This window comes from Tropicimonas sp. S265A (assembly GCF_049800835.1).
Lineage (GTDB): Bacteria > Pseudomonadota > Alphaproteobacteria > Rhodobacterales > Rhodobacteraceae > Dinoroseobacter.
The window spans coordinates 812135-829592 of the sequence record NZ_JBNAFU010000001.1 but is presented as its reverse complement, the minus strand read 5'-3'; the positions used below and the strand labels follow the sequence as shown (position 1 = coordinate 829592).

Annotated in this window: 15 protein-coding genes and 1 tRNA gene; 8 read left to right on the top strand and 8 right to left on the bottom strand. The window is 58.3% G+C overall.

Going from position 1 to position 17458, the window contains the following annotated elements; all coding sequences use genetic code 11:
* Nucleotides 1-2 precede the first annotated feature (2 nt).
* Together ACP15N_RS04065 and ACP15N_RS04060 are read left to right on the top strand one after the other, a co-directional pair.
* On the top strand, nucleotides 3-722 hold the full coding sequence (locus tag ACP15N_RS04065) for an alanyl-tRNA editing protein (RefSeq protein ID WP_425090935.1): 720 nt from the start codon (nucleotides 3-5) through the stop codon (nucleotides 720-722).
* A gap of 78 nt (nucleotides 723-800) precedes the next feature.
* Nucleotides 801-890, top strand: a tRNA-Ser gene (locus ACP15N_RS04060).
* A gap of 114 nt (nucleotides 891-1004) precedes the next feature.
* Here ACP15N_RS04060 and ACP15N_RS04055 read toward each other — a convergent pair.
* The 6 genes from ACP15N_RS04055 to ACP15N_RS04030 all read right to left on the bottom strand — a co-directional run bounded on the left by ACP15N_RS04055 (nucleotide 1005) and on the right by ACP15N_RS04030 (nucleotide 6524).
* On the bottom strand, nucleotides 1005-2027 hold the full coding sequence (locus tag ACP15N_RS04055) for a tyrosine-type recombinase/integrase (RefSeq protein ID WP_425090934.1): 1023 nt from the start codon (nucleotides 2025-2027) through the stop codon (nucleotides 1005-1007).
* Nucleotides 2028-2122: 95 nt separating this feature from the next.
* Nucleotides 2123-2587, bottom strand: a complete 465-nt coding sequence (locus tag ACP15N_RS04050; protein ID WP_425090933.1) for a helix-turn-helix domain-containing protein — start codon at nucleotides 2585-2587, stop codon at nucleotides 2123-2125.
* 6 nt (nucleotides 2588-2593) lie between these two features.
* Nucleotides 2594-2794: a helix-turn-helix domain-containing protein gene (locus ACP15N_RS04045; RefSeq protein ID WP_425090932.1), complete on the bottom strand. Its 201-nt coding sequence runs from the start codon at nucleotides 2792-2794 to the stop codon at nucleotides 2594-2596.
* Between the two features lie 84 nt (nucleotides 2795-2878).
* Nucleotides 2879-3646 carry a hypothetical protein gene (locus ACP15N_RS04040; RefSeq protein ID WP_425090931.1) on the bottom strand — a complete coding sequence of 256 codons (768 nt, stop codon included), beginning with the start codon at nucleotides 3644-3646 and terminating at the stop codon, nucleotides 2879-2881.
* 48 nt (nucleotides 3647-3694) lie between these two features.
* Nucleotides 3695-4843 (bottom strand): hypothetical protein, encoded by a 1149-nt coding sequence (locus ACP15N_RS04035; protein WP_425090930.1) that lies wholly within the window; start codon nucleotides 4841-4843, stop codon nucleotides 3695-3697.
* 661 nt (nucleotides 4844-5504) lie between these two features.
* Entirely contained in the window at nucleotides 5505-6524 is a 1020-nt protein-coding gene (locus ACP15N_RS04030; protein ID WP_425090929.1) for an AraC family transcriptional regulator ligand-binding domain-containing protein, read from the bottom strand.
* A gap of 73 nt (nucleotides 6525-6597) precedes the next feature.
* On the opposite strand from ACP15N_RS04030, the gene ACP15N_RS04025 reads away from it, so the two are divergent.
* The 4 genes from ACP15N_RS04025 to ACP15N_RS04010 all read left to right on the top strand — a co-directional run bounded on the left by ACP15N_RS04025 (nucleotide 6598) and on the right by ACP15N_RS04010 (nucleotide 9688).
* On the top strand, nucleotides 6598-6945 hold the full coding sequence (locus tag ACP15N_RS04025) for a hypothetical protein (protein ID WP_425090928.1): 348 nt from the start codon (nucleotides 6598-6600) through the stop codon (nucleotides 6943-6945).
* Between the two features lie 17 nt (nucleotides 6946-6962).
* Nucleotides 6963-7964, top strand: a complete 1002-nt coding sequence (locus ACP15N_RS04020; protein ID WP_425090927.1) for a DUF1214 domain-containing protein — start codon at nucleotides 6963-6965, stop codon at nucleotides 7962-7964.
* Between the two features lie 112 nt (nucleotides 7965-8076).
* Nucleotides 8077-8370 (top strand): alkaline phosphatase family protein, encoded by a 294-nt coding sequence (locus ACP15N_RS04015; protein ID WP_425090926.1) that lies wholly within the window; start codon nucleotides 8077-8079, stop codon nucleotides 8368-8370.
* 208 nt (nucleotides 8371-8578) lie between these two features.
* Nucleotides 8579-9688, top strand: a complete 1110-nt coding sequence (locus tag ACP15N_RS04010) for a hypothetical protein (RefSeq protein ID WP_425090925.1) — start codon at nucleotides 8579-8581, stop codon at nucleotides 9686-9688.
* 400 nt (nucleotides 9689-10088) lie between these two features.
* Here the strand turns inward: ACP15N_RS04010 and ACP15N_RS04005 are convergent, their stop codons facing one another.
* Nucleotides 10089-10862, bottom strand: coding sequence for a DUF6782 family putative metallopeptidase (locus ACP15N_RS04005; protein WP_425090924.1), 774 nt, complete (start codon nucleotides 10860-10862; stop codon nucleotides 10089-10091).
* A 228-nt stretch (nucleotides 10863-11090) separates the two neighbouring features.
* Nucleotides 11091-12857, bottom strand: a complete 1767-nt coding sequence (locus ACP15N_RS04000) for a PHA/PHB synthase family protein (protein WP_425090923.1) — start codon at nucleotides 12855-12857, stop codon at nucleotides 11091-11093.
* A gap of 291 nt (nucleotides 12858-13148) precedes the next feature.
* On the opposite strand from ACP15N_RS04000, the gene ACP15N_RS03995 reads away from it, so the two are divergent.
* Together ACP15N_RS03995 and ACP15N_RS03990 are read left to right on the top strand one after the other, a co-directional pair.
* A complete protein-coding gene (locus ACP15N_RS03995) occupies nucleotides 13149-14438 on the top strand; it encodes a ferredoxin reductase family protein (protein ID WP_425090922.1) in 1290 nt (429 codons plus the stop codon).
* A gap of 240 nt (nucleotides 14439-14678) precedes the next feature.
* A complete protein-coding gene (locus ACP15N_RS03990) occupies nucleotides 14679-17255 on the top strand; it encodes a cation-translocating P-type ATPase (protein ID WP_425090921.1) in 2577 nt (858 codons plus the stop codon).
* The last annotated feature ends 203 nt before the right edge of the window (nucleotides 17256-17458 follow it).

Here is a 17458-nt window from a genome sequence, read left to right as displayed (position 1 = left end):
CTATGACGGAGCTGTTGTTCCGCGCCGACCCGTACCAAAAAGACTGTGCCGCGACTGTGGTCGAGATCACGCCAGAGGGCGGCGTGGTCGTCGATCAGACGGTGTTCTATGCCACCGGCGGCGGGCAGCCCGGGGACGCCGGCAGGCTGGTTTGGGACGGCGGCCAGCTTGAGATCGCCACCGCCGTCAAGGTGCCCGGCAACCGCATCGCCCATGTGCCTGCAGGGCCCGCGCCCCTGCCCAAGGTTGGCGCACAGGTCGAACTGCGCCTCGACTGGGACAGGCGATATCGCCATATGCGCGTGCACACCGCGTTACACCTTCTGTCCGTCGTGATCCCCTTGCCTGTGACAGGGGGGGCGATCTCAGCACAAAAGGGGCGCTTGGACTTCGACATGCCTGACGCGCCCGAAGATCGCGACGCGCTCGACGAAAAGCTGACAGCCTTGATCGAGGAAGATCATATCGTGACCGAAGAGTGGATCACCGAGGCGCAGCTCGAGGCGAACCCGGGTCTTGTGAAGACCATGTCCGTGAAACCTCCGATGGGCGCAGGCCGTGTCCGGCTGATCCGGATCGGTACTGGCGATACGCAGATCGACCTGCAACCCTGCGGCGGAACGCACGTGGCCCGAACGGCAGAGATCGGTCGGATCGCCTTGGGCAAGATCGAGAAAAAAGGCCGCCAGAACAGACGCGTGAACCTGTTGCTGGACGCGTAGCCATAATGCATGAACAGTTCACTTTATGCACCGATGGCCCCTTGCACCCGGCCCGCCGCTTGGGATAAACCCGTCGGCGGACAGGTGGCCGAGTGGTCGAAGGCGCGCGCCTGGAAAGTGCGTAGGCGGGAGACCGTCTCGAGGGTTCGAATCCCTTCCTGTCCGCCATTTACACCCGATATTTCATTGATTTTAATTTAAAAAATTAAATGGCTCTAGGATCGTTCCCACATTTGTTCCCACATTGAGCCGGTGTTTGATCGGCCCGATCCCCTCAACACATTACTCTTTTTCGCCTGTGATCAGGCGTCGCTGGTCGTCTCGGCTGATTTGGCCATAGCTGCGCAGAGTAGTCAGCGGGTCCGTATGACCAAGATTTTGAGCGTTAGCGACGAACTCGGCTACTGTTTTGCTGTTCTTCGCCGCATGTCGGGCCAGCATGTGCCGGAAGGAGTGTGGGCCGTAGGGAGGCAAACCAGCCGTCTCGAAGGCGGTGTTGACGACCTTGCGCACAGGTTCGGTGGTTTTCCAATGCGCGCGAGTGAACCCGCAGGCTGTGAACCCCTTGTTTGACCGGGCCTTCAATCCTGTAGCGGGAAACAGTGGGTCATCGGGGCTGTAGAGCGCTACCTCGTCAAGATAAGTCATCCATTGGCGCAGCGGGGCTTCGGCCTCGACGAAGTCTTTGGCGAAGAATGTATCGATGCGCTTGCCGAACTTGGTGGCTACCTCGCGTGGGTTTTGGCTCACAGACTTTTCGTCCAGGTCCACATGCTTGATCTTGAGTGAGGTGAGTGCTTCGACGCGGATGCCCGTGAGACATAGCAAGGCGAAGATCGCCTTATTGCGCATCTGAAGCGGCGTCTCGCTCAGCATCATCGACAAAGCGCGTTTCGCTTGGTGAAGGCTGGGCGCTGGACGCTCAGGTGCGGCGCGCGCTTCGGCTTCATCTCGCCGGGAAAGCTGGAAATAGCTTGCATCGGCGGCCTTGATCCTGCGCCGGAACCCTTCTTGCTGAGACAGCCAAAGGGTAAACTCGCGCAGCGTCGCCATGATTGCACGGGTGGTGGATTTGGCCAGAGGCTTTCCGGTCGCGCTCTTGGCATGATCCAAATGCGCGCGGAACCCAACGGCCCAATCAATATGGAACTTGGCGAAGTCCTTGCGGTTGTTCCAGCGATCAAAGCGCTCAAGGTGGGCAATCTCTCGATCCAGGGTCTTGTCTGAGACCTGCTTGGAGTGCTTGCGAAAGATCAGAAACTCGCGCTTGATCCGCTCGTTTTTCTCATTGAGTTGCTTGGTCATGGAAGCCTCCGAATTGTTCAAGTTCTGTCTGTCAGGAACGCTGCCACTCGCAGCAGGCTGGAAGTGGAAGATCAGGGGGGCGTCTGTGCGCCTCTTTAATGTTGCTTCCGGGCGCTTGTTTCGGGACCGGCCTGTGGTGGTTGGGGCGGCTCACTGCGCATCGTCGCATCGAAGAACTCAGAAAGGCTGGCGATGCACTCATGCGTGATGGGTTTGTGCATGATCGTGTCGCAGGCCTCGCACATCGCGGTGAGTTTCGCGCGTGTGCCATCCGTCTCGCAATCGACAAGTCTACCCGCCGCTTTGCGTGCACCACGGCATTTCAAGCAATAGAACTGATCCGGCGATAGCTGGGATTTTCGGACCTGCCGTTGACCCTGAATAAAGGCGATCAGTGCATCGCCGCGTACCAAGGTCGGTCGCTCATCCGTCATGGCTTTCAGGCCTTGCTTGATCCATTCGCGGACGGTGCGCTCAGAGACGCCGGTAACACCCGCCGCCTCTGAGATCGTGTAGCAGTAAAGCGACTTGATCCCGCTGAGTTTGGCTGACTTGGGCATCGGGACTTACCCCTCGTGCCGTGCCAGCCATTCGCGGATAGCATCCACCCGGATCAACCGCCGTGTTCCGATCTTGATGCTCGGCAAATCGCCCTTGGCCAGCGCCGCATAGAGCGTCGTGCGCCCAATGCCCGCAAGCCGCGCGGCTTCGTCTGGGGAAACCGCAATGGGGGCGTGTGCTTGGTTCGGTTCGTTCAGGTCTGTCATGGTTCAAACTCCACCGTGAGAAGGTGAGTGAACCGTCGCGGACGCTGGGTGGATTAAAACAGGGCTTGGGTTTTCATCCAGTTATCATCCACTCCGAAACTCCGAGACATAAGCCTTCACGGTCGACAGTTTGGGCGCGGTTACACTCGGGTAGCTCGCGACATAGGCCGCCAAAACCGCCTTGGCCTCTTCGTTGCGACCGTTCTCGGCCAATCCCTTCGCTACACGTTCTGCAAGCATTGCGTGCAAGCGCTCACGATGAAGATTGGGTCGCCCGCCTGTTTGGCGTCGTGGCGCTCTTACCGCTTCAGCTGCTGTCACGAGGCTGTTCAGGCGCGTTGTGCCAAGGTCCATACTTACCATTTGAGTCATATTGACGGTTGCGGCGCCGCGATACTGCAACTCTCCAGTGGCGCTGACGACGAGGCAATAGTCGCGCCGGACTTCACAACGCAGGGCGGTTTCGAGGTCCACCAAATCGTGCCCGCTTGATAGGTTAGGGTGAAAGTAGACCGCCGCCCGCCCGCCGGGTGTATCCACCAGCCCGACACGCCATGTCTGCGGCCCGAGTTGGGATATGCCCCCCGACCCGCAGTCCAATGCTGCATGAAGTTGTTCCACTAGCGCTTCAAGGTTGGGGTGGACAGCGACGATTTCCGCGCGCTCGACAGGAACAAAGCCAATTTCGGGACAATAGTGTCCATATGAACCGCCCTCGAAGACAATTTCGGCGTCGTGCGGAGCATGGCAGTTCTCACAAAGTACCGATTGCACCACGCCGTTGCGCTGGATCAGGCCTGCATCTAGCAACGCGCCATATCGCGCGTCGTCGCGATAAGCCTGAGCCGCCACCTTCCCGGTCTGTCCGATGATCTCGCAGAGTAACGAAATCGGAGTCAATCAACCGTCCTCGATCACGTCAGGTTCGGGCGCGGGGGGCGCAATCAGGTTCCATCGCTCTAACAGCTGCAACACCAGTTGGCGGTCCACTTCCGTCTTGTTCGGGATCGTTGTGGTGTTGGGCGCGCGCAAGGTTACAGTCAACGTGCGGCGGCGCTTGCTATCTTGTGGGGCCATAACAATCCGCAGCGTGGCAGAGACGATCTGCCATCCGCCGGCCTTTATCGGCGAGACTTGCGCCAAACGTCGGTCCAGAAACTGATAAATCGTTTCGCCGTCACCGCGCTTCTCGAAGCGTGCGAAGCCGCCACCTGTTGAGAAAAAATCAAGGGACGAAACCTCAACACGCTCGACCCCATCTGCCGGTTCGACTGAGAAATCAGGTTGTGATCGCAATGTGTTCAATAAAACCTCACGGCGCGGAGCTTCCACCGGCGGTTCAGATCCCGGTGCGAAATGCTTTGAGAACGCCTGCGCGTACTCATCACGAACTTTCTTTCCACCGGCAGCGCAAATCTCGACAACACGCTCAGCAGGATTGCAAGCGATGCCGACCTCCAAGACACGTTGGAACACTTGCCGCTCCAGGCCTTCGGACGCCCCGAATGTCAACTCGCTTGCCGCGCGGTCTTCCACGTAGATTGTTGCCTGGACGAGCTCGGTTTCCTCCCCAGTAATTGCGTGAACCCGCACAGCACGATACCAATCCGCCTCGCGCTTGCGGTGCACGGGCAGGTTCAAAATTTCTATCGCATCAGCCACAAACGCCGCCCGCGCTGCCTCATCATCCAAAGCCCATGCCTTGCCATCGTCGTCGAACTGGAAGGCCGACCAATTCTTGCCGCCTGTGCGCCTGTTCAAAGATGCTTGGACGGCCACACGCTCAAAAGCTTGCGGGTAATCCAACGCAAGCATCAAGAGCACGTCTTGCACGCCCTCCAGGCCTTCTAGGTCAATGCCCATTGTTGGGCACACCTGTTCCGCGCTCACCAAAACCGCGTTGTTGGCAAGGCTGGCAAGGTGATCCAGTTCGGCCTTTACGGCATCCTGTTTTAGTGCGGGCAACTCGTCTATCAGTTTGTTGATCTCAGCGACGAATGCCGTACCCCGTCCTGCGCTACTCCAGACAAAGTCCTGTGGATAATCCAACCCGTGTTTGTCGAAGAATGCCTTTAGTCGTCCGCTTGGCGATTTGCGCAGAAAGCCAGAATAGGAAGCCATATATTTTGTGCCTGAGGTGCAAGTGTTGTCAGGATATGGTGTTCCGTCTCATTCATTGCAACCCGTGCGTGTTCATGTCTGTTGAGCTTTAAGCGCAGCGCAGCGCGGTGAAGTCGCCCCGAATGCGGTCGGAGGCGACAAGAGGCAGGGTTGTACAAAAACATACTCAACAAGATCTACGTGCCGAAGAAGGCATCGCCAATAAGCCTTACGCTTTCGATCCGGTGTCCTCTTCGTCCATTTATCCAGATCCAACACCCGGAAAATGGACACTTGAACAATTTGGACTCCCTTGTGAGCGAAGGCGTGAGTGACCGCTGTGCGGACCCAAAAGACATTTATCCGAACCCGGGCAACTCGCGGTTCTCGCCCTTTCCGGATTTTTCTCCTGTTTGCATGCTCTGTCGTGCGGTATGGCCGGGACTACGAGTCGTGGTAGTCGCGCGATCTCAAGAGCGGCAAAAGGTCGGCAGAGCTGACGGAGCTGAGGTCCAGAAAGTTTGGAAGTTCAGCTTGTTTGGTGGATGTCGGGACGCCCTGGGTTTCCAGGTTATGTACTTGTTTTGCCAATGTGATCAGCGGCAACGGCTCAAGTATTCGCGTCTCGGGTGGCCCGGAAGCTCTTTGGCGAAGAGCCGGTCCACGCCCTGAACGCACGGCGAAAGCTTTTTGGCTCTTTGTATCCCAGCATTTCGGCGATCCGTTCGACCGGAAGATCAGAGTGCTGAAGCATTTCGCGCGCCTGTTCCTCGATGAGCATGGAGCGGATTGTCCTGTATGACGTCCCTTCCGCCCTAAGGGCTCTCTGAAGTGACCTTGGGCCGATCGCAAGATGGGCCGCAACTTTGCTCTCGGAAGGCACACCTGTCGGAAGATGAGCGCGCATGATTTGCAGAGCCGCGCCTTCGATCGACTGAACCGGCTCAACCCCCATGAGCGCGGCCAGGTCCCCCAATGCAATGGTCTTCCGAGACTGCATGGGGTGCGGGTTTCGCGTGTCAAGGTCGCCACGCCGAAGCGCGACGGACGGTGATTGGGCTCCCGTCCTCACAGGTGCGCCGAACAGGTCTGCCAGCTTCGATTTGTCATCGCAACGCACATCGGGAAGTTCGAACCAATCGGGCCGCCAGTCTGACCCCAGGAAATACCTGACCACTTTTGAAATGACGAACAGCGCCCCTTCGTCGAGATGCCGGTGGCCGACAACCGACATGCCCTTTGAGTCTCGTCCGACGACCACGTGCGTGTCGGTCTGTCGGATGTCGATTTCAGAGCCGGGATGCGTCAGCGACAACGCGCGGCGGCCGCGATCGAGCGCAGATCTCAGGTCGAGTGCGCCCAGCACGTAGTTCGCATAGGCTCCGTAGGCCAAGTAGTCGAAGGCTTGGCCAACCCGGGCACCCAGATGGCGATCGCCTATCGCGCGGGCCACGGCCTCCAGAATGGCGGCCTCAGCGGCATACGAAACAAACCCGGTTCCTTCTGACAGCATCTTACGGTCGAGACCAGCCGATCGGAGCGCACTGTCGACTGTGCGTTTCCGGGCGAAGCGGTCGAGAATGTCCACGACGTGCGCCAGTTCCATGATGTTGACCAGCTTTTGTCTCATGGCGTTCCTTTGTCGCAAAATGACCGGCGTGACTATGATAAAACGCCTAGGACGAAAACTTCGGAGCTGCCTCATGATCGGGAAACAATTGGCAAACCCCGCATGCGTGTTTCTGACATTCATCGCCGCGATCGCCTCTGGTCCCACTCACGCCCAGAACTTCGACACCACGGTGGACCACCTTGCCGACAGTCGGGAAATACCGGTCACCGTCGACAACTTGATCCGTGCCGCGACAAACATCGAGTTCGGCAAATATGTTGCCCTCGCCGGAGGAGTGAACAGGTTCTACCACTTCCGCGAAATGATGCCCGTCGACAATCAGACGACCATCAGCGCGAACCGGGAGACACTCTACGGGGCGGCGCCAGAGGTCCCCGACGGACCGTGGACCTTCCCCGAGGTCCAGCCAACAAGCTGACGGAAAGGACATCGAACATGCGACACCTTCTTCTTGCCCTTGCACTCTGCGCGCCTGTTTCGGCCCTCGCCGAGGATATCACGATACAGAATCTCATGCGCGCCGAGAGCGATACGATGTTCCGGATGACGATGCAGACCAGCGGCATGGGCATCGGCGAGATCGCCCATGAGCGGCAGGTCGTCTCCGCCGACGGGCCGCAGCCGATCATCCGGCCCAATCAGGACACCTTGTATTCTTCCGCCATCATCGACCTGTCCGAGCCGGTGACGGTGACGCTGCCCGAGGGCGACGGGCGGTTCCAGTCCGTGCTGATCATCAGCCAGGACCACTACAACTTCGCTTACGCAGAGCCCGGATCCTACGAACTGACCGAGGAGGAGGTCGGGACGCGCTTCGCGATGCTCCTGTTCCGCACCTTCATCGACGCGGGCGATCCCGACGATGCCGCCCGCGCCCATGCCGTGCAGGACGGGATTGTCCTTGAAGGCGGCGAAAGCGGCCCATTCGAGGCGCCGGACTGGGATCTCGAGGCCCTTGCCGAAGCGCGGCAGGCGGTCAGCGACCTTGCCGCAGCCGTCGGCCTCGATGCCGGCATCGCCTTTGGCCGACGCGACGAGGTTGACCCGCTCGGCCACCTGATCGGGATGGCGGGCTGGGCAGGCCAGCCGGCCACGACGGCCGCCGCCTTCGTCGACGCCGTCGAGATGAACGACGGCGAGACCCCCCATGCCGTGACGCTGCGCGACGTGCCGGTGGACGCTTTCTGGTCGATCACCATCTACGACGCCGAAGGCTATCTCGCGCCCAACGACCTCGGCCGGAACAGTTACAACAACACCTCGGCCACTCCGAACGAAGACGGCTCCTACACCATCCATTTCGGGGCCTGCGAGGACGGCCGGATCAACTGCATCCCCGTCACGCCGGGCTGGAACTATACCGTCCGGCTTTATGAACCGCGCGCCGAGATTCTCGACGGCACATGGACCTTTCCGGATCTTTTGCCCGTGGACTGATGGCCCCACGGCCCGCGCAACGTGCGGGCCGACCCATGAGATCGAGAAGCCGTTGATGCCGGTATGAGCATTCTTGCAAACAGCGAATTGCGCTGTCTTTCTGGCGTTTGCCTTGGCGAACGCTGCAATAGCCGAGGACAGGCCACGCCGCATCCTCCAGATCACCGGCGACAAACTGCGCGGCGACCTGCTGCAGCGACAGTCTGATCAATTCGGCCCGTGCGGTTTCCGCCAGCTGATGGAGCAGGGCGTCCAGTACGACAACGCCCACCACGCGTGCGCCAAAACCGAAACCATGGTCGGCCACTCCACTCTGACCACCGGCGCGCACCCGGCGGCTCATGGAATGAGCGGGCCAGCGGGCATACCGTCTACAGTGTCGAGGACGCAGATCATCCGCTCCTGATCCAGAGCGCCGATATCAGCCCAGAGACCGAGGTCGATCCCACCCAGCTGGCAGCGAGCACACCAACGGACGCTCGCCCCGCGCCACCTTTCTGAGCGTTAGCCTTGTGCTCTTCCGCCGATCGGTGGTGCAGCAGATTGACTTGGAGCAAGGTATTGTTCCCTTCCGCTTGATACCGTCTTGCGCATTGGTGCAGGGGGGACGAGCCATGATGCGTATTCTTTTGATTGTTTTCACAACTTTCTTTGCAACACAGGTGTCGGCACAGGACGACACCTCCAGCCTATTCTTTGGCGGAGATGCATTTCATGCAGGACGATCTGTTGTTCATCAGAACGGCGGCGTCGATGACCTCTTCATGGCAGGTGAAACCGTTTTGGGGCTTTCCGATATAACGGGGACCGCGCATTTTGCCGGGCGCGAGATCGTTATGGAGGGTGTCGTGCAAGGCGATGTCTACGCGGCTGGCGAAGAGATCACGTTTCAAACTGATATCCTTGGCGACGCGACCCTGGTCGGGCGCGCTGTCTCGGTTGGAAACATTGGCGGCGACTTGCGGGTCGCTGGCTCTGAGCTCGACTTGAACGGAGATGTCGGAGGCTACGCCCTGATCGCCGGCGAAAAGGTCACATTCAATGCCCGGGTGAGCGGCGACGTAAGCATCGCGGCTGAGGAATTGGTCTGGGGGGATACAGCTTCGATTTCCGGGCAACTGACACTTTACGAGGACGAGCCCGGCAGCTTGGAGGTTCCCGAGGCCCTTGCGCCCGCAGAGCGGATCACACGGCGCGAACTGGAGGAGTGGGAGGGGCCTGAGCGACCCAGTGTACTCGGGGCCCTAGCCAGTTTCCTGGCCGGCGTGGTTGTTGTCGCGGGCATTGCAGCGCTTGTCGCCGCGCTTGTGCCGGATCGCCTTGCCGAAATGCGACGCCAGATCCTGGCACGGCCCTTCCACACCTTGTGGCTGGGTTTTCTGACGCAATCGACGGTTATCGGGACGGGGTTCTTGCTGGCGATCACCGTCATAGGGCTCTTGCTTGCGCCAGCAGTGCTAGTGCTGGCGCTCGCTGGCGGTTTGGCCGGGTATGTTGTAGCCGCCTACGCCTTTGGTGTTGGACTTCGCCTCGCATTCGGTAAACCGGAGCCGGACAGCCTTGGTGAACGCGCGCTTGCTGCGGGCATCGGCGCACTCTCGGCGGGGGTTATCGGGCTTATCCCGTTCTTGGGATGGATTTTCGTGCTGGCACTTGCCCTGACCGGGATCGGCGCAATCACGTTACGCGTTATACGCCCTCGGTTCTTCTCGGATACGTTGTAAACTCACGCCTTGTCGGACGTGGTTTGCGGCCGGTTTCCGCATGAAGCTACACTTGTGATGGCAAGCATCGTTGTCCTTGCCTGCCTTCAGGTCTTTTTGGTGTTTTTGGTCACGACGACACTTGGTTCGCGCGGACGGTTGTTCTGCGCCTGACTGCTATATCCGCAGGATGTGAGTGCGACTTCGGTAGGATGTCGCTGACGGAGCGAATGGCCGGTGCGACGGTCCGCACCGCAGCGATGCAGCCTATGAGCGAACGGCAGGCATGGGCGGAAATCGCCAGATGACCGCTTGGAGCGGAAAATGAAAAATCGGCGACTGGTCTGGATTGATCTTTTGCCGCGCGAAATTGGCAAGACGCATGAAAGCTGTTGCGCCAATGATGTTTGGCGACACCAAATCAGTCGGACTCCGGGGTTTGGTCAGGCACCTCGCAGGGGTATGGTCGTCCGTCCGGCAACTTGCACAGAACCTCAAAGAAAGCTTCAGGCAGTGGTGCGTAGAGCGGTAGGAGATGTTGTGCGTCCCGCTGGTCTAGTTGCGACATACAGGCGGCCAGACGGTAGTTTTCCACACGCCAGCCAGACTTGTACCATTGGGCGAAGGCACTGCCCACCGCCTCGGGCATTGTTGCGCCCTCGTCTATTCTGTCAGAAAAAATACGGGTAATGTCATCGTACTGACTTATCGACTGAGCTGCCCGCCATGTGCCGGTGTTTGTGTGACGCATGCTCCATGCCAGCCCCACGGTATTCGCCATAGCATCGGCTTCCAGAGCGAGTTTTGCGGTAACATAGGCTTCTTGGGCCATCTGCGGTGACGGACAGAGCCCCAGCGCCACCTGATCAAGATGTCGGATCTCGTGAAGCGCAACCAATAGCTGTTCTCCACGGCTCAAATGCAGGCTCAAAACAATGCGATGGGCCTCTGGTTCGTATGCGCCGCGCGGTGCAAGAGCACTATCGTCAATACACAAGTCCGGAGGACGCGCCGTCATGCTGGTAAAGTAGGCTGGAGCACAGAGCGCGCAGGCCTGCAACTCGGCTTGGATTTCGCGCAATGCCGTACCGGCGGGACCGGTTGCTTCCGGCAGACACTGGATCTCGCTTTTTCCAAGGCCGCTCATACAGGCGAGCAAAAGCGCCGAAGATATCCAGAAAAGAGACGCTTTCATCCCCAGATCACCTCAGTTTTTTCCGCATTGCGCTTACCATCCTCATGAACCCGATACCTTTTCCATCATACGAGCCCATTGACATTGCCGACGACAACAATCTCTGGCACGCAGGTGTCGAAACGAGTGCTGTGCTGGGCATCTTTTCCGACGTTCCGGAGCTTGCCTCATTCGTTCAGGGGACGAACCACCGACCTGGATAGAACGGGTTCAGAAGTGGTCGTCGAATTATGTTTCAAACACGTAACTGCCCGGGGCGGGCTCTCTTGTTTTGTTGGTGTCGTATTGGACAAGGGCTTCACTGGAAGACATGGGTGTCGATGAATGATCCTTCAGCCAAGTCGCCATCTCAGGCCACCAAGACCCTGCAATCGGATCGTGTCGTGCCAACCAATCATCCGGGCCAGTGTAGAGGTCTCCGGCTTGCCTGAAGCCGACGCGGTAATGGCGATTTGGGTGACCGGGTTCACTCAAGATCCCACCGTTATGTCCACCCTTGGTCAACACGAAGCAGAGATCACAGTCAGTAAAGAGCCTCGTTTTATAAACCGAGCGCCAAGGCGCGATGTGGTCGGTTTCGGTACCAACCAAGAAAATCGGTGCTGAGATATCCTTCAATGCTATGACGCGGCCGTCCACGGCAAATCGGCCAGCGCTGAGGCGGTTCTCCAGAAACAGGCCGCGAAGGTATTCCGAATGCATGCGTGCAGGCATCCGCGTGGTGTCGCCGTTCCAAACCAGAATGTCCGAAGGCAAGTCTTCTTGCCCGAGGAAGTAGCGGTTGACCGCGCGAGTATAAATCAAGTCCTCGGCCCGAATGGTTGCAAAGGTTCGGGTCATCTGCGGTCGGTCAAGATAGCCCTGCGCCCACATGAGGTCTTCCACAAAGGCAACCTGGCTTTCATCCACGAAAAGCAGCAGCTCCCCTGCTTCTGCGAAATCGACCTGAGCCGCCATCAGTGTGATCGATGCGAAACGGTCGTCGCCGTCGCGTGCCATCACGGATGCAGCGATGGCCAAGAGCGTTCCACCAAGGCAGTAGCCGTTTACATGCACCTTTCTGCCCGGAGCGATCTTGTTGACTGTGTCCAACGCGGTCATCAGGCCATGCTTGCGGTAGTCTTCCAATGACCAGTTCGCATGTTCTTCCCTAGGGTTGCGCCAGGATATCATGAATACGGTAAACCCCTGATCTACGAGGTACTTTACCATTGAGTTCTGCGGCGACAGATCGAGGATGTAGTATTTCATGATCCAAGCTGGCACGAACAATACCGGCTCGGGATGCACCTGATCGGTCTGCGGCGAATACTGCAGCAGCTCAAAAAACTCGTTTCTGAAGACTACCTCACCTGGCGTGCAAGCCAGATCGGTTCCAATCCTGCATCCGTCTGGCTCGGGTTTGTGGGTTTGACTCAGCGTTTGAACAAGGTCTTCTGAGAAGTGCTGCGCTCCTTCAAGCAGGTTTGCTCCATTCTCTTCGTGAGTCTTATGAATGATCTCAGGGTTCAAGAAAGGAAAATTGGAAGGGGCGACCAAGTCGAGCACCTGACGAACCTGAAACCGCATCCGGTCGGCGTCACGCGCGCGCAGACCAGCGATCGGGTTCGTGGCGACATCCCACCAATCATGCATGGCGAGGAAGCACTGCTTCCAGAGATTGAAGGGTGCATGGTCCCAAGCAGGGTAGTCGAACCGGTGATCATGCGCTTTGGCCTCGAACGGGGGCCGCTGATCCTTGGTCGTCGCGTAGTCTACCAATCGCATCGCATTTTGCTGGGCGCGTTCAAGAAGCTCCAGCTGCCGAGCGGGTGATCGCGATAAATGCAGGGCCCAATCATTCCATGCCGCGAAAATTGAATAGGGTGAAACGCCACCTGTCAGGCGTGCAAGGCTTGCATGCACTGCACGGTCCAAAAACTGGTATCGCGGGGCGGCGTTAGTATCCTTTCCGACAATCGGGGATGCGCCTTGTTCTTCCTGTTGTTCGGACACCTTCGATCTCTTTGGAACACCCATCCTAAAACGCCTCAAAAGGCCTGCTCGGCAGATGCCTCCAAGTATCGAGGAAAACCGGCGTGACCGCATTGACTCAGGTCATCAGCGGCAGCGCTGCTTACGGTGCCGTTCGGTGGTACTTGATCCGTCTCAAGAACAAACTGCGCGGTCGTGCTTAGCATGCTGTGCCATGTACAAGTTCCAAGCTGCTACTGACCACCTTTCGTATTCCGTCTCTTGTCGGGCGCTGCCTTCATGAGACGAGCTGGTGTTTTGCTGGGAGTGTACTTGCTGATACTCCTCCTGCCGCTTGGCCTCTCGTGGTTGCAGAATATGCCGCCACGCGCTTTCCGTCAGGAACTGGCCTCCGGGTTTGGGATGCTCGCCTATGCTATTTTGCTAACCGAGTTCCTGCTGTCCGGCAGGTTTCGTAGTATTTCGCGCGGGATCGGTCTCGATATCACGCTTCGGTTTCATCAACTGATCGCGCGTGTGGCTCTGGTCTTTGCTCTGATCCACCCGTTTTTCTATCAGTTTCTGCCCGGTCCGCCTCGACCTTGGGATCCAACACGGGAACTGACCATTACTTCTGATTTGGATGCACTGGCTGGGGGTATCGCTGCCTTTGTTCTTTTGCCCGGTTTCGTTGCAGCGTCGATGCGCCATGACAAACTCGGGTACAAGTACGAAAACTGGCGCTTCTTCCACGGAGTTGGTGCACTGCTCATTGCAGGTTTCCTTTGGCACCACGCCGTCACAGCCGGGCGCTATGCGGAAGCACCGGTGGTTTACTGGTACTGGACCGTGATGACAGCGATTGCCGCATTTTCGCTTGTATATGTGTACCTGCTCAAGCCGCTTAACCAGTTGTGGTCCCCATGGCGGGTTAGCGCGGTTGAGCAGCTTTGCAACAGGGTCTGGCGAGTATGTATTGAGCCAGACGGGCATCGCGGTATCCGCTTCAAGGCGGGGCAGTTTGCCTGGCTCAACATTGGGCACAGCACGTTTTCGCTTCATGAGAACCCGTTCTCAATCAGTTCGGCCCCCTCCAAAGGCCCCGCGTTGGAGTTCCTGATAAAAGAGCTGGGTGATTTCACCTCAGGTGTCGGCCAAATCGCGAAAGGGACTGTTGCCCACATCGACGGGCCTCATGGAACGCTGACGGTCGACAAACGCGCTGAACCCGGCATCGCGCTGCTTGCAGGCGGAATAGGGATTGCCCCCATTCTTGGCATTCTTCGCGAGATGCAGGTCACTCACGATCTTCGCAAGGCAAAGCTCATCTACGCAAACAGGACGGAGGATCAGATCCTGTTTGCCGATGAACTGGAGGATTTGGCAAATACAGGCATCGCCGAAGTCGTGACCGTGGTCTCAGAGCCAAAACCCGGTTGGTCCGGCGAAACGGGGGTGATAACGCGCGAGTTGATGGAGCGTCACTTCAAAAAAGACCAGTTTGAAACATGGCTGTTTGTACTGTGTGGCCCCCCCAAGATGCTCACGGCGCTGCACATTGCGCTACTCGATTGTGGCGTCACGCCTCGGCGCATCCTGGTTGAGAGGTTTCAATATGATTAGCCGTTTTCGCAAGGTTCCACAGGATGCGCGGATTTTCAGAGCGGTGGTCATTGCGGTTTTCGTGATGCTGGGCGTACTTCTGGCATTTGCACTCCGGGCATAGCGAAGGCCCGTGCTGCCAGAACCCCGGATTTAAAGCCCAAACAAGTTTGATCCGGCGCAAATCTCTTGGCGGAGGCCTGCCCTAGAGTGGCATGAGAGAATTTGTTCAGATCAAGGCGCACCGTGACCCATCCCCCCATGTCAGCGACCTCCGGTCTTACCACGGAGCAGGCTGCGCAATTGCTCGAAAAGCATGGACCGAACGAATTGCCGCGCGGCGCGCCACCATCGGTCGCAGGAATTTTCATTCGGCAATTCAAAGGGCTGTTGATCCTGATCCTTGCTCTCGCTGCCGGGATCGCTCTCGTGCTCGGCGAACACATCGACGCGCTTGCAATTGGTATGGTGCTACTGCTGAACGCACTTCTCGGCTTCGTTCAGGAGTGGCGCGCGGAAACCGCACTCGAAGCATTGCGGGCCATTCTGCAACCTAGTGCCGTGGTGGTGCGAGACGGTCAGGAGATCATGATCCCGTCGCGCGAAATTGTGCCCGGCGACCTCGTCCTTATTGAAACTGGAGACACAATCCCTGCGGACATCGCTATTTCAGACAACACGGAGATCTCGATAGATGAAAGCGCGCTCACCGGCGAGTCGGTGCCTGTCTCGAAATGCACTGGCGATGACGGCGACGCAGGATTGCTCTTCGCCGGTACATCCGTACTCGCGGGCCGGGCAGAAGGGATCGTTTCGGCGACTGGAACTGCCACGCGATTTGGAAAAGTTGCCGACCTGACCGCGCGCATTGAAGAAAAACCTACAAACCTGCAGCAACGTCTCGGAAAACTGGCTCGCGATATCGGAACCGCTGCCCTGTTGGTGGCCGGTTTGGTTATCGCTTTGGGGGTGCTCATGGGGCGCCCACCGGTCGAAATGTTCATGACAGGCTTGTCGCTCGCAGTCGCGATTGTGCCCGAAGGGCTTCCTGCGGTTGTCACGGTCACGCTCGCCCTCGGCGCATCAGCGATGGCCCGTCGAAACGCTTTGGTTCGTCAGCTTCAGGCCATCGAGACAATTGGCGCGGCATCCGTCATCTGCACTGACAAAACCGGAACGCTCACCGAAAACCAGATGACGGTTACGAAGATCTGGACAGCAGATCGCAACTATGAAGTCACCGGAACAGGCTACGACCCGGCCGGCCACATTTCCTGTGATGGTCAGAAAGTGCGCGCAGACAACGATCCGACACTCGATCAGTTTCTTGAAACGGCGCTCGCCTGCAACCACGCGACGCTACAGCATTCGGACTCCGGCTGGAACATGATCGGCATGCCGACCGAAGGTGCGTTGGTTACCCTCGCGTTCAAGGGATGGGCGCCTGATATCCCGCCCGATGCGAGACTGGCAGAAAACCCGTTCTCGAGTGACCGAAAGCGCATGAGTGTCCTGCTGCAGGCGGGGTCTGCCCAAAAGCTCCATGTGAAGGGCGCGCCCGAAGCCATCGTGGAGCGCTGCACAAAGGTTCTAACGAAATCAGGACCAGTGCAACTTACGGGTGAGCACCGCACAAAGATCAATGCGGCCTATGAACGAATGGCATCGCGCGGTCAGCGCGTCCTGGCTCTGGCGTCTCGCGATGCATCACTCAACAACACAGAGGAGGAGAACCTGGTTTTCCTCGGCCTGGCCGGGCTGGTGGATCCGCCGCGCAAAGAGGTCTCTGCTGCCATCAGACATGCCAAGGCAGCCGGTATTCGCATTCTGATGGTCACTGGCGATGCGTCAATGACGGCCAGTGCGATTGCCAAAGACATAGGTCTGGACCCAGGCGATTTCCTCGAAGGTCCTGAGATTGACGCACTTTCAGACGCTGAACTGCAGCTTCGCTTGAAAAAACCGGTCCATTTTGCGCGTACCCGCCCGGAACATAAAATGCGTATCGTTGCGGCTTTGCAGGCGGAACAGCAGATTGTTGCCATGACAGGCGACGGGGTGAATGACGCGCCCGCGCTAAAGCGCGCTGATATAGGCGTTGCGATGGGTATACGTGGAACGGACGTATCGAAAGGTGCCGCAGACCTTATCCTGTTGGACGACAACTTTGCGTCAATCGTTTCCGCAGTGCAGGAGGGACGACGCCAGTTTGACAACCTGAGGAAGTTTGTTCGCTATCTGCTGTCCTCCAACGCCGGTGAAGTGATTGCCATTCTGGTAAATCTGCTAATCGGCGGACCGCTTGTTTTTCTTGCGACACAGATCCTTTGGATGAACCTGATCACAGACAGCCTGACCGCCGTTGCGCTGGGTTTGGAGCCTTCGGAAAAGAGCCAGATGCAACGACCGCCGAGGTCCCCCGATGCCGCGATCCTCGGACGACCGGGTTTGCTCACACTGCTTGCCTTCGGCACCTATACCGGCGCTGCAAGTCTATTCCTCTTCTACGTGTTCTTGCCGTCCGGTGTCGATGTCGCACGGACAGCGGCCTTCACCGGCATGGTTGTGTTCGAGAAGGTCAGCGTCTTCGCGTTCCGCTCCCTCCACATGCCTTGCTCAGCTATTGGATGGTTCTCAAACCGCTTCTTGATTCTTGCGTTCTCGGCAAGCCTGTTGGCTCAGGTCGCCGCCGTCTATTGGGCTCCATTGCAAACGTTGCTCAGAACTGTGCCATTGAGTTTGGAACACTGGAGCTGGATCGCACTTGCCGCGCTCCCGCTCGTGGTTGTGCCGGAGATCATCAAACTGACGCGGCGTGGCAGCGCAGCGCACGCCTAGCGCGTCTTGAAAGCCACGGACCGCGTACGATTTTGCGTGCTTCTACATAACAGGACCGCTGATCCACGCCTGCCAAGCGGAAGCTGCGTTCAGCGCGAGCGACAACGGCGAAAGGCAGAAACGGGCCGAGAGTGCCTTTGACACCGGGAGGGCGCGATCAAGAAGCTTCGTTTGCTTGAAGGCTCGAAAGAAACCCGATTGCA

What these genes read in the sequence shown, in the direction of transcription:
- ACP15N_RS04065 (WP_425090935.1), top strand. Translation starts at nt 3, where the DNA reads ATGACGGAGCTGTTGTTCCGCGCCGACCCGTACCAAAAAGACTGTGCC.
- ACP15N_RS04055 (WP_425090934.1), bottom strand. Translation starts at nt 2,027, where the DNA reads ATGACCAAGCAACTCAATGAGAAAAACGAGCGGATCAAGCGCGAGTTT.
- ACP15N_RS04050 (WP_425090933.1), bottom strand. Translation starts at nt 2,587, where the DNA reads ATGCCCAAGTCAGCCAAACTCAGCGGGATCAAGTCGCTTTACTGCTAC.
- ACP15N_RS04045 (WP_425090932.1), bottom strand. Translation starts at nt 2,794, where the DNA reads ATGACAGACCTGAACGAACCGAACCAAGCACACGCCCCCATTGCGGTT.
- ACP15N_RS04030 (WP_425090929.1), bottom strand. Translation starts at nt 6,524, where the DNA reads ATGAGACAAAAGCTGGTCAACATCATGGAACTGGCGCACGTCGTGGAC.
- ACP15N_RS04025 (WP_425090928.1), top strand. Translation starts at nt 6,598, where the DNA reads ATGATCGGGAAACAATTGGCAAACCCCGCATGCGTGTTTCTGACATTC.
- ACP15N_RS04020 (WP_425090927.1), top strand. Translation starts at nt 6,963, where the DNA reads ATGCGACACCTTCTTCTTGCCCTTGCACTCTGCGCGCCTGTTTCGGCC.
- ACP15N_RS04010 (WP_425090925.1), top strand. Translation starts at nt 8,579, where the DNA reads ATGATGCGTATTCTTTTGATTGTTTTCACAACTTTCTTTGCAACACAG.
- ACP15N_RS04005 (WP_425090924.1), bottom strand. Translation starts at nt 10,862, where the DNA reads ATGAAAGCGTCTCTTTTCTGGATATCTTCGGCGCTTTTGCTCGCCTGT.
- ACP15N_RS03990 (WP_425090921.1), top strand. Translation starts at nt 14,679, where the DNA reads ATGTCAGCGACCTCCGGTCTTACCACGGAGCAGGCTGCGCAATTGCTC.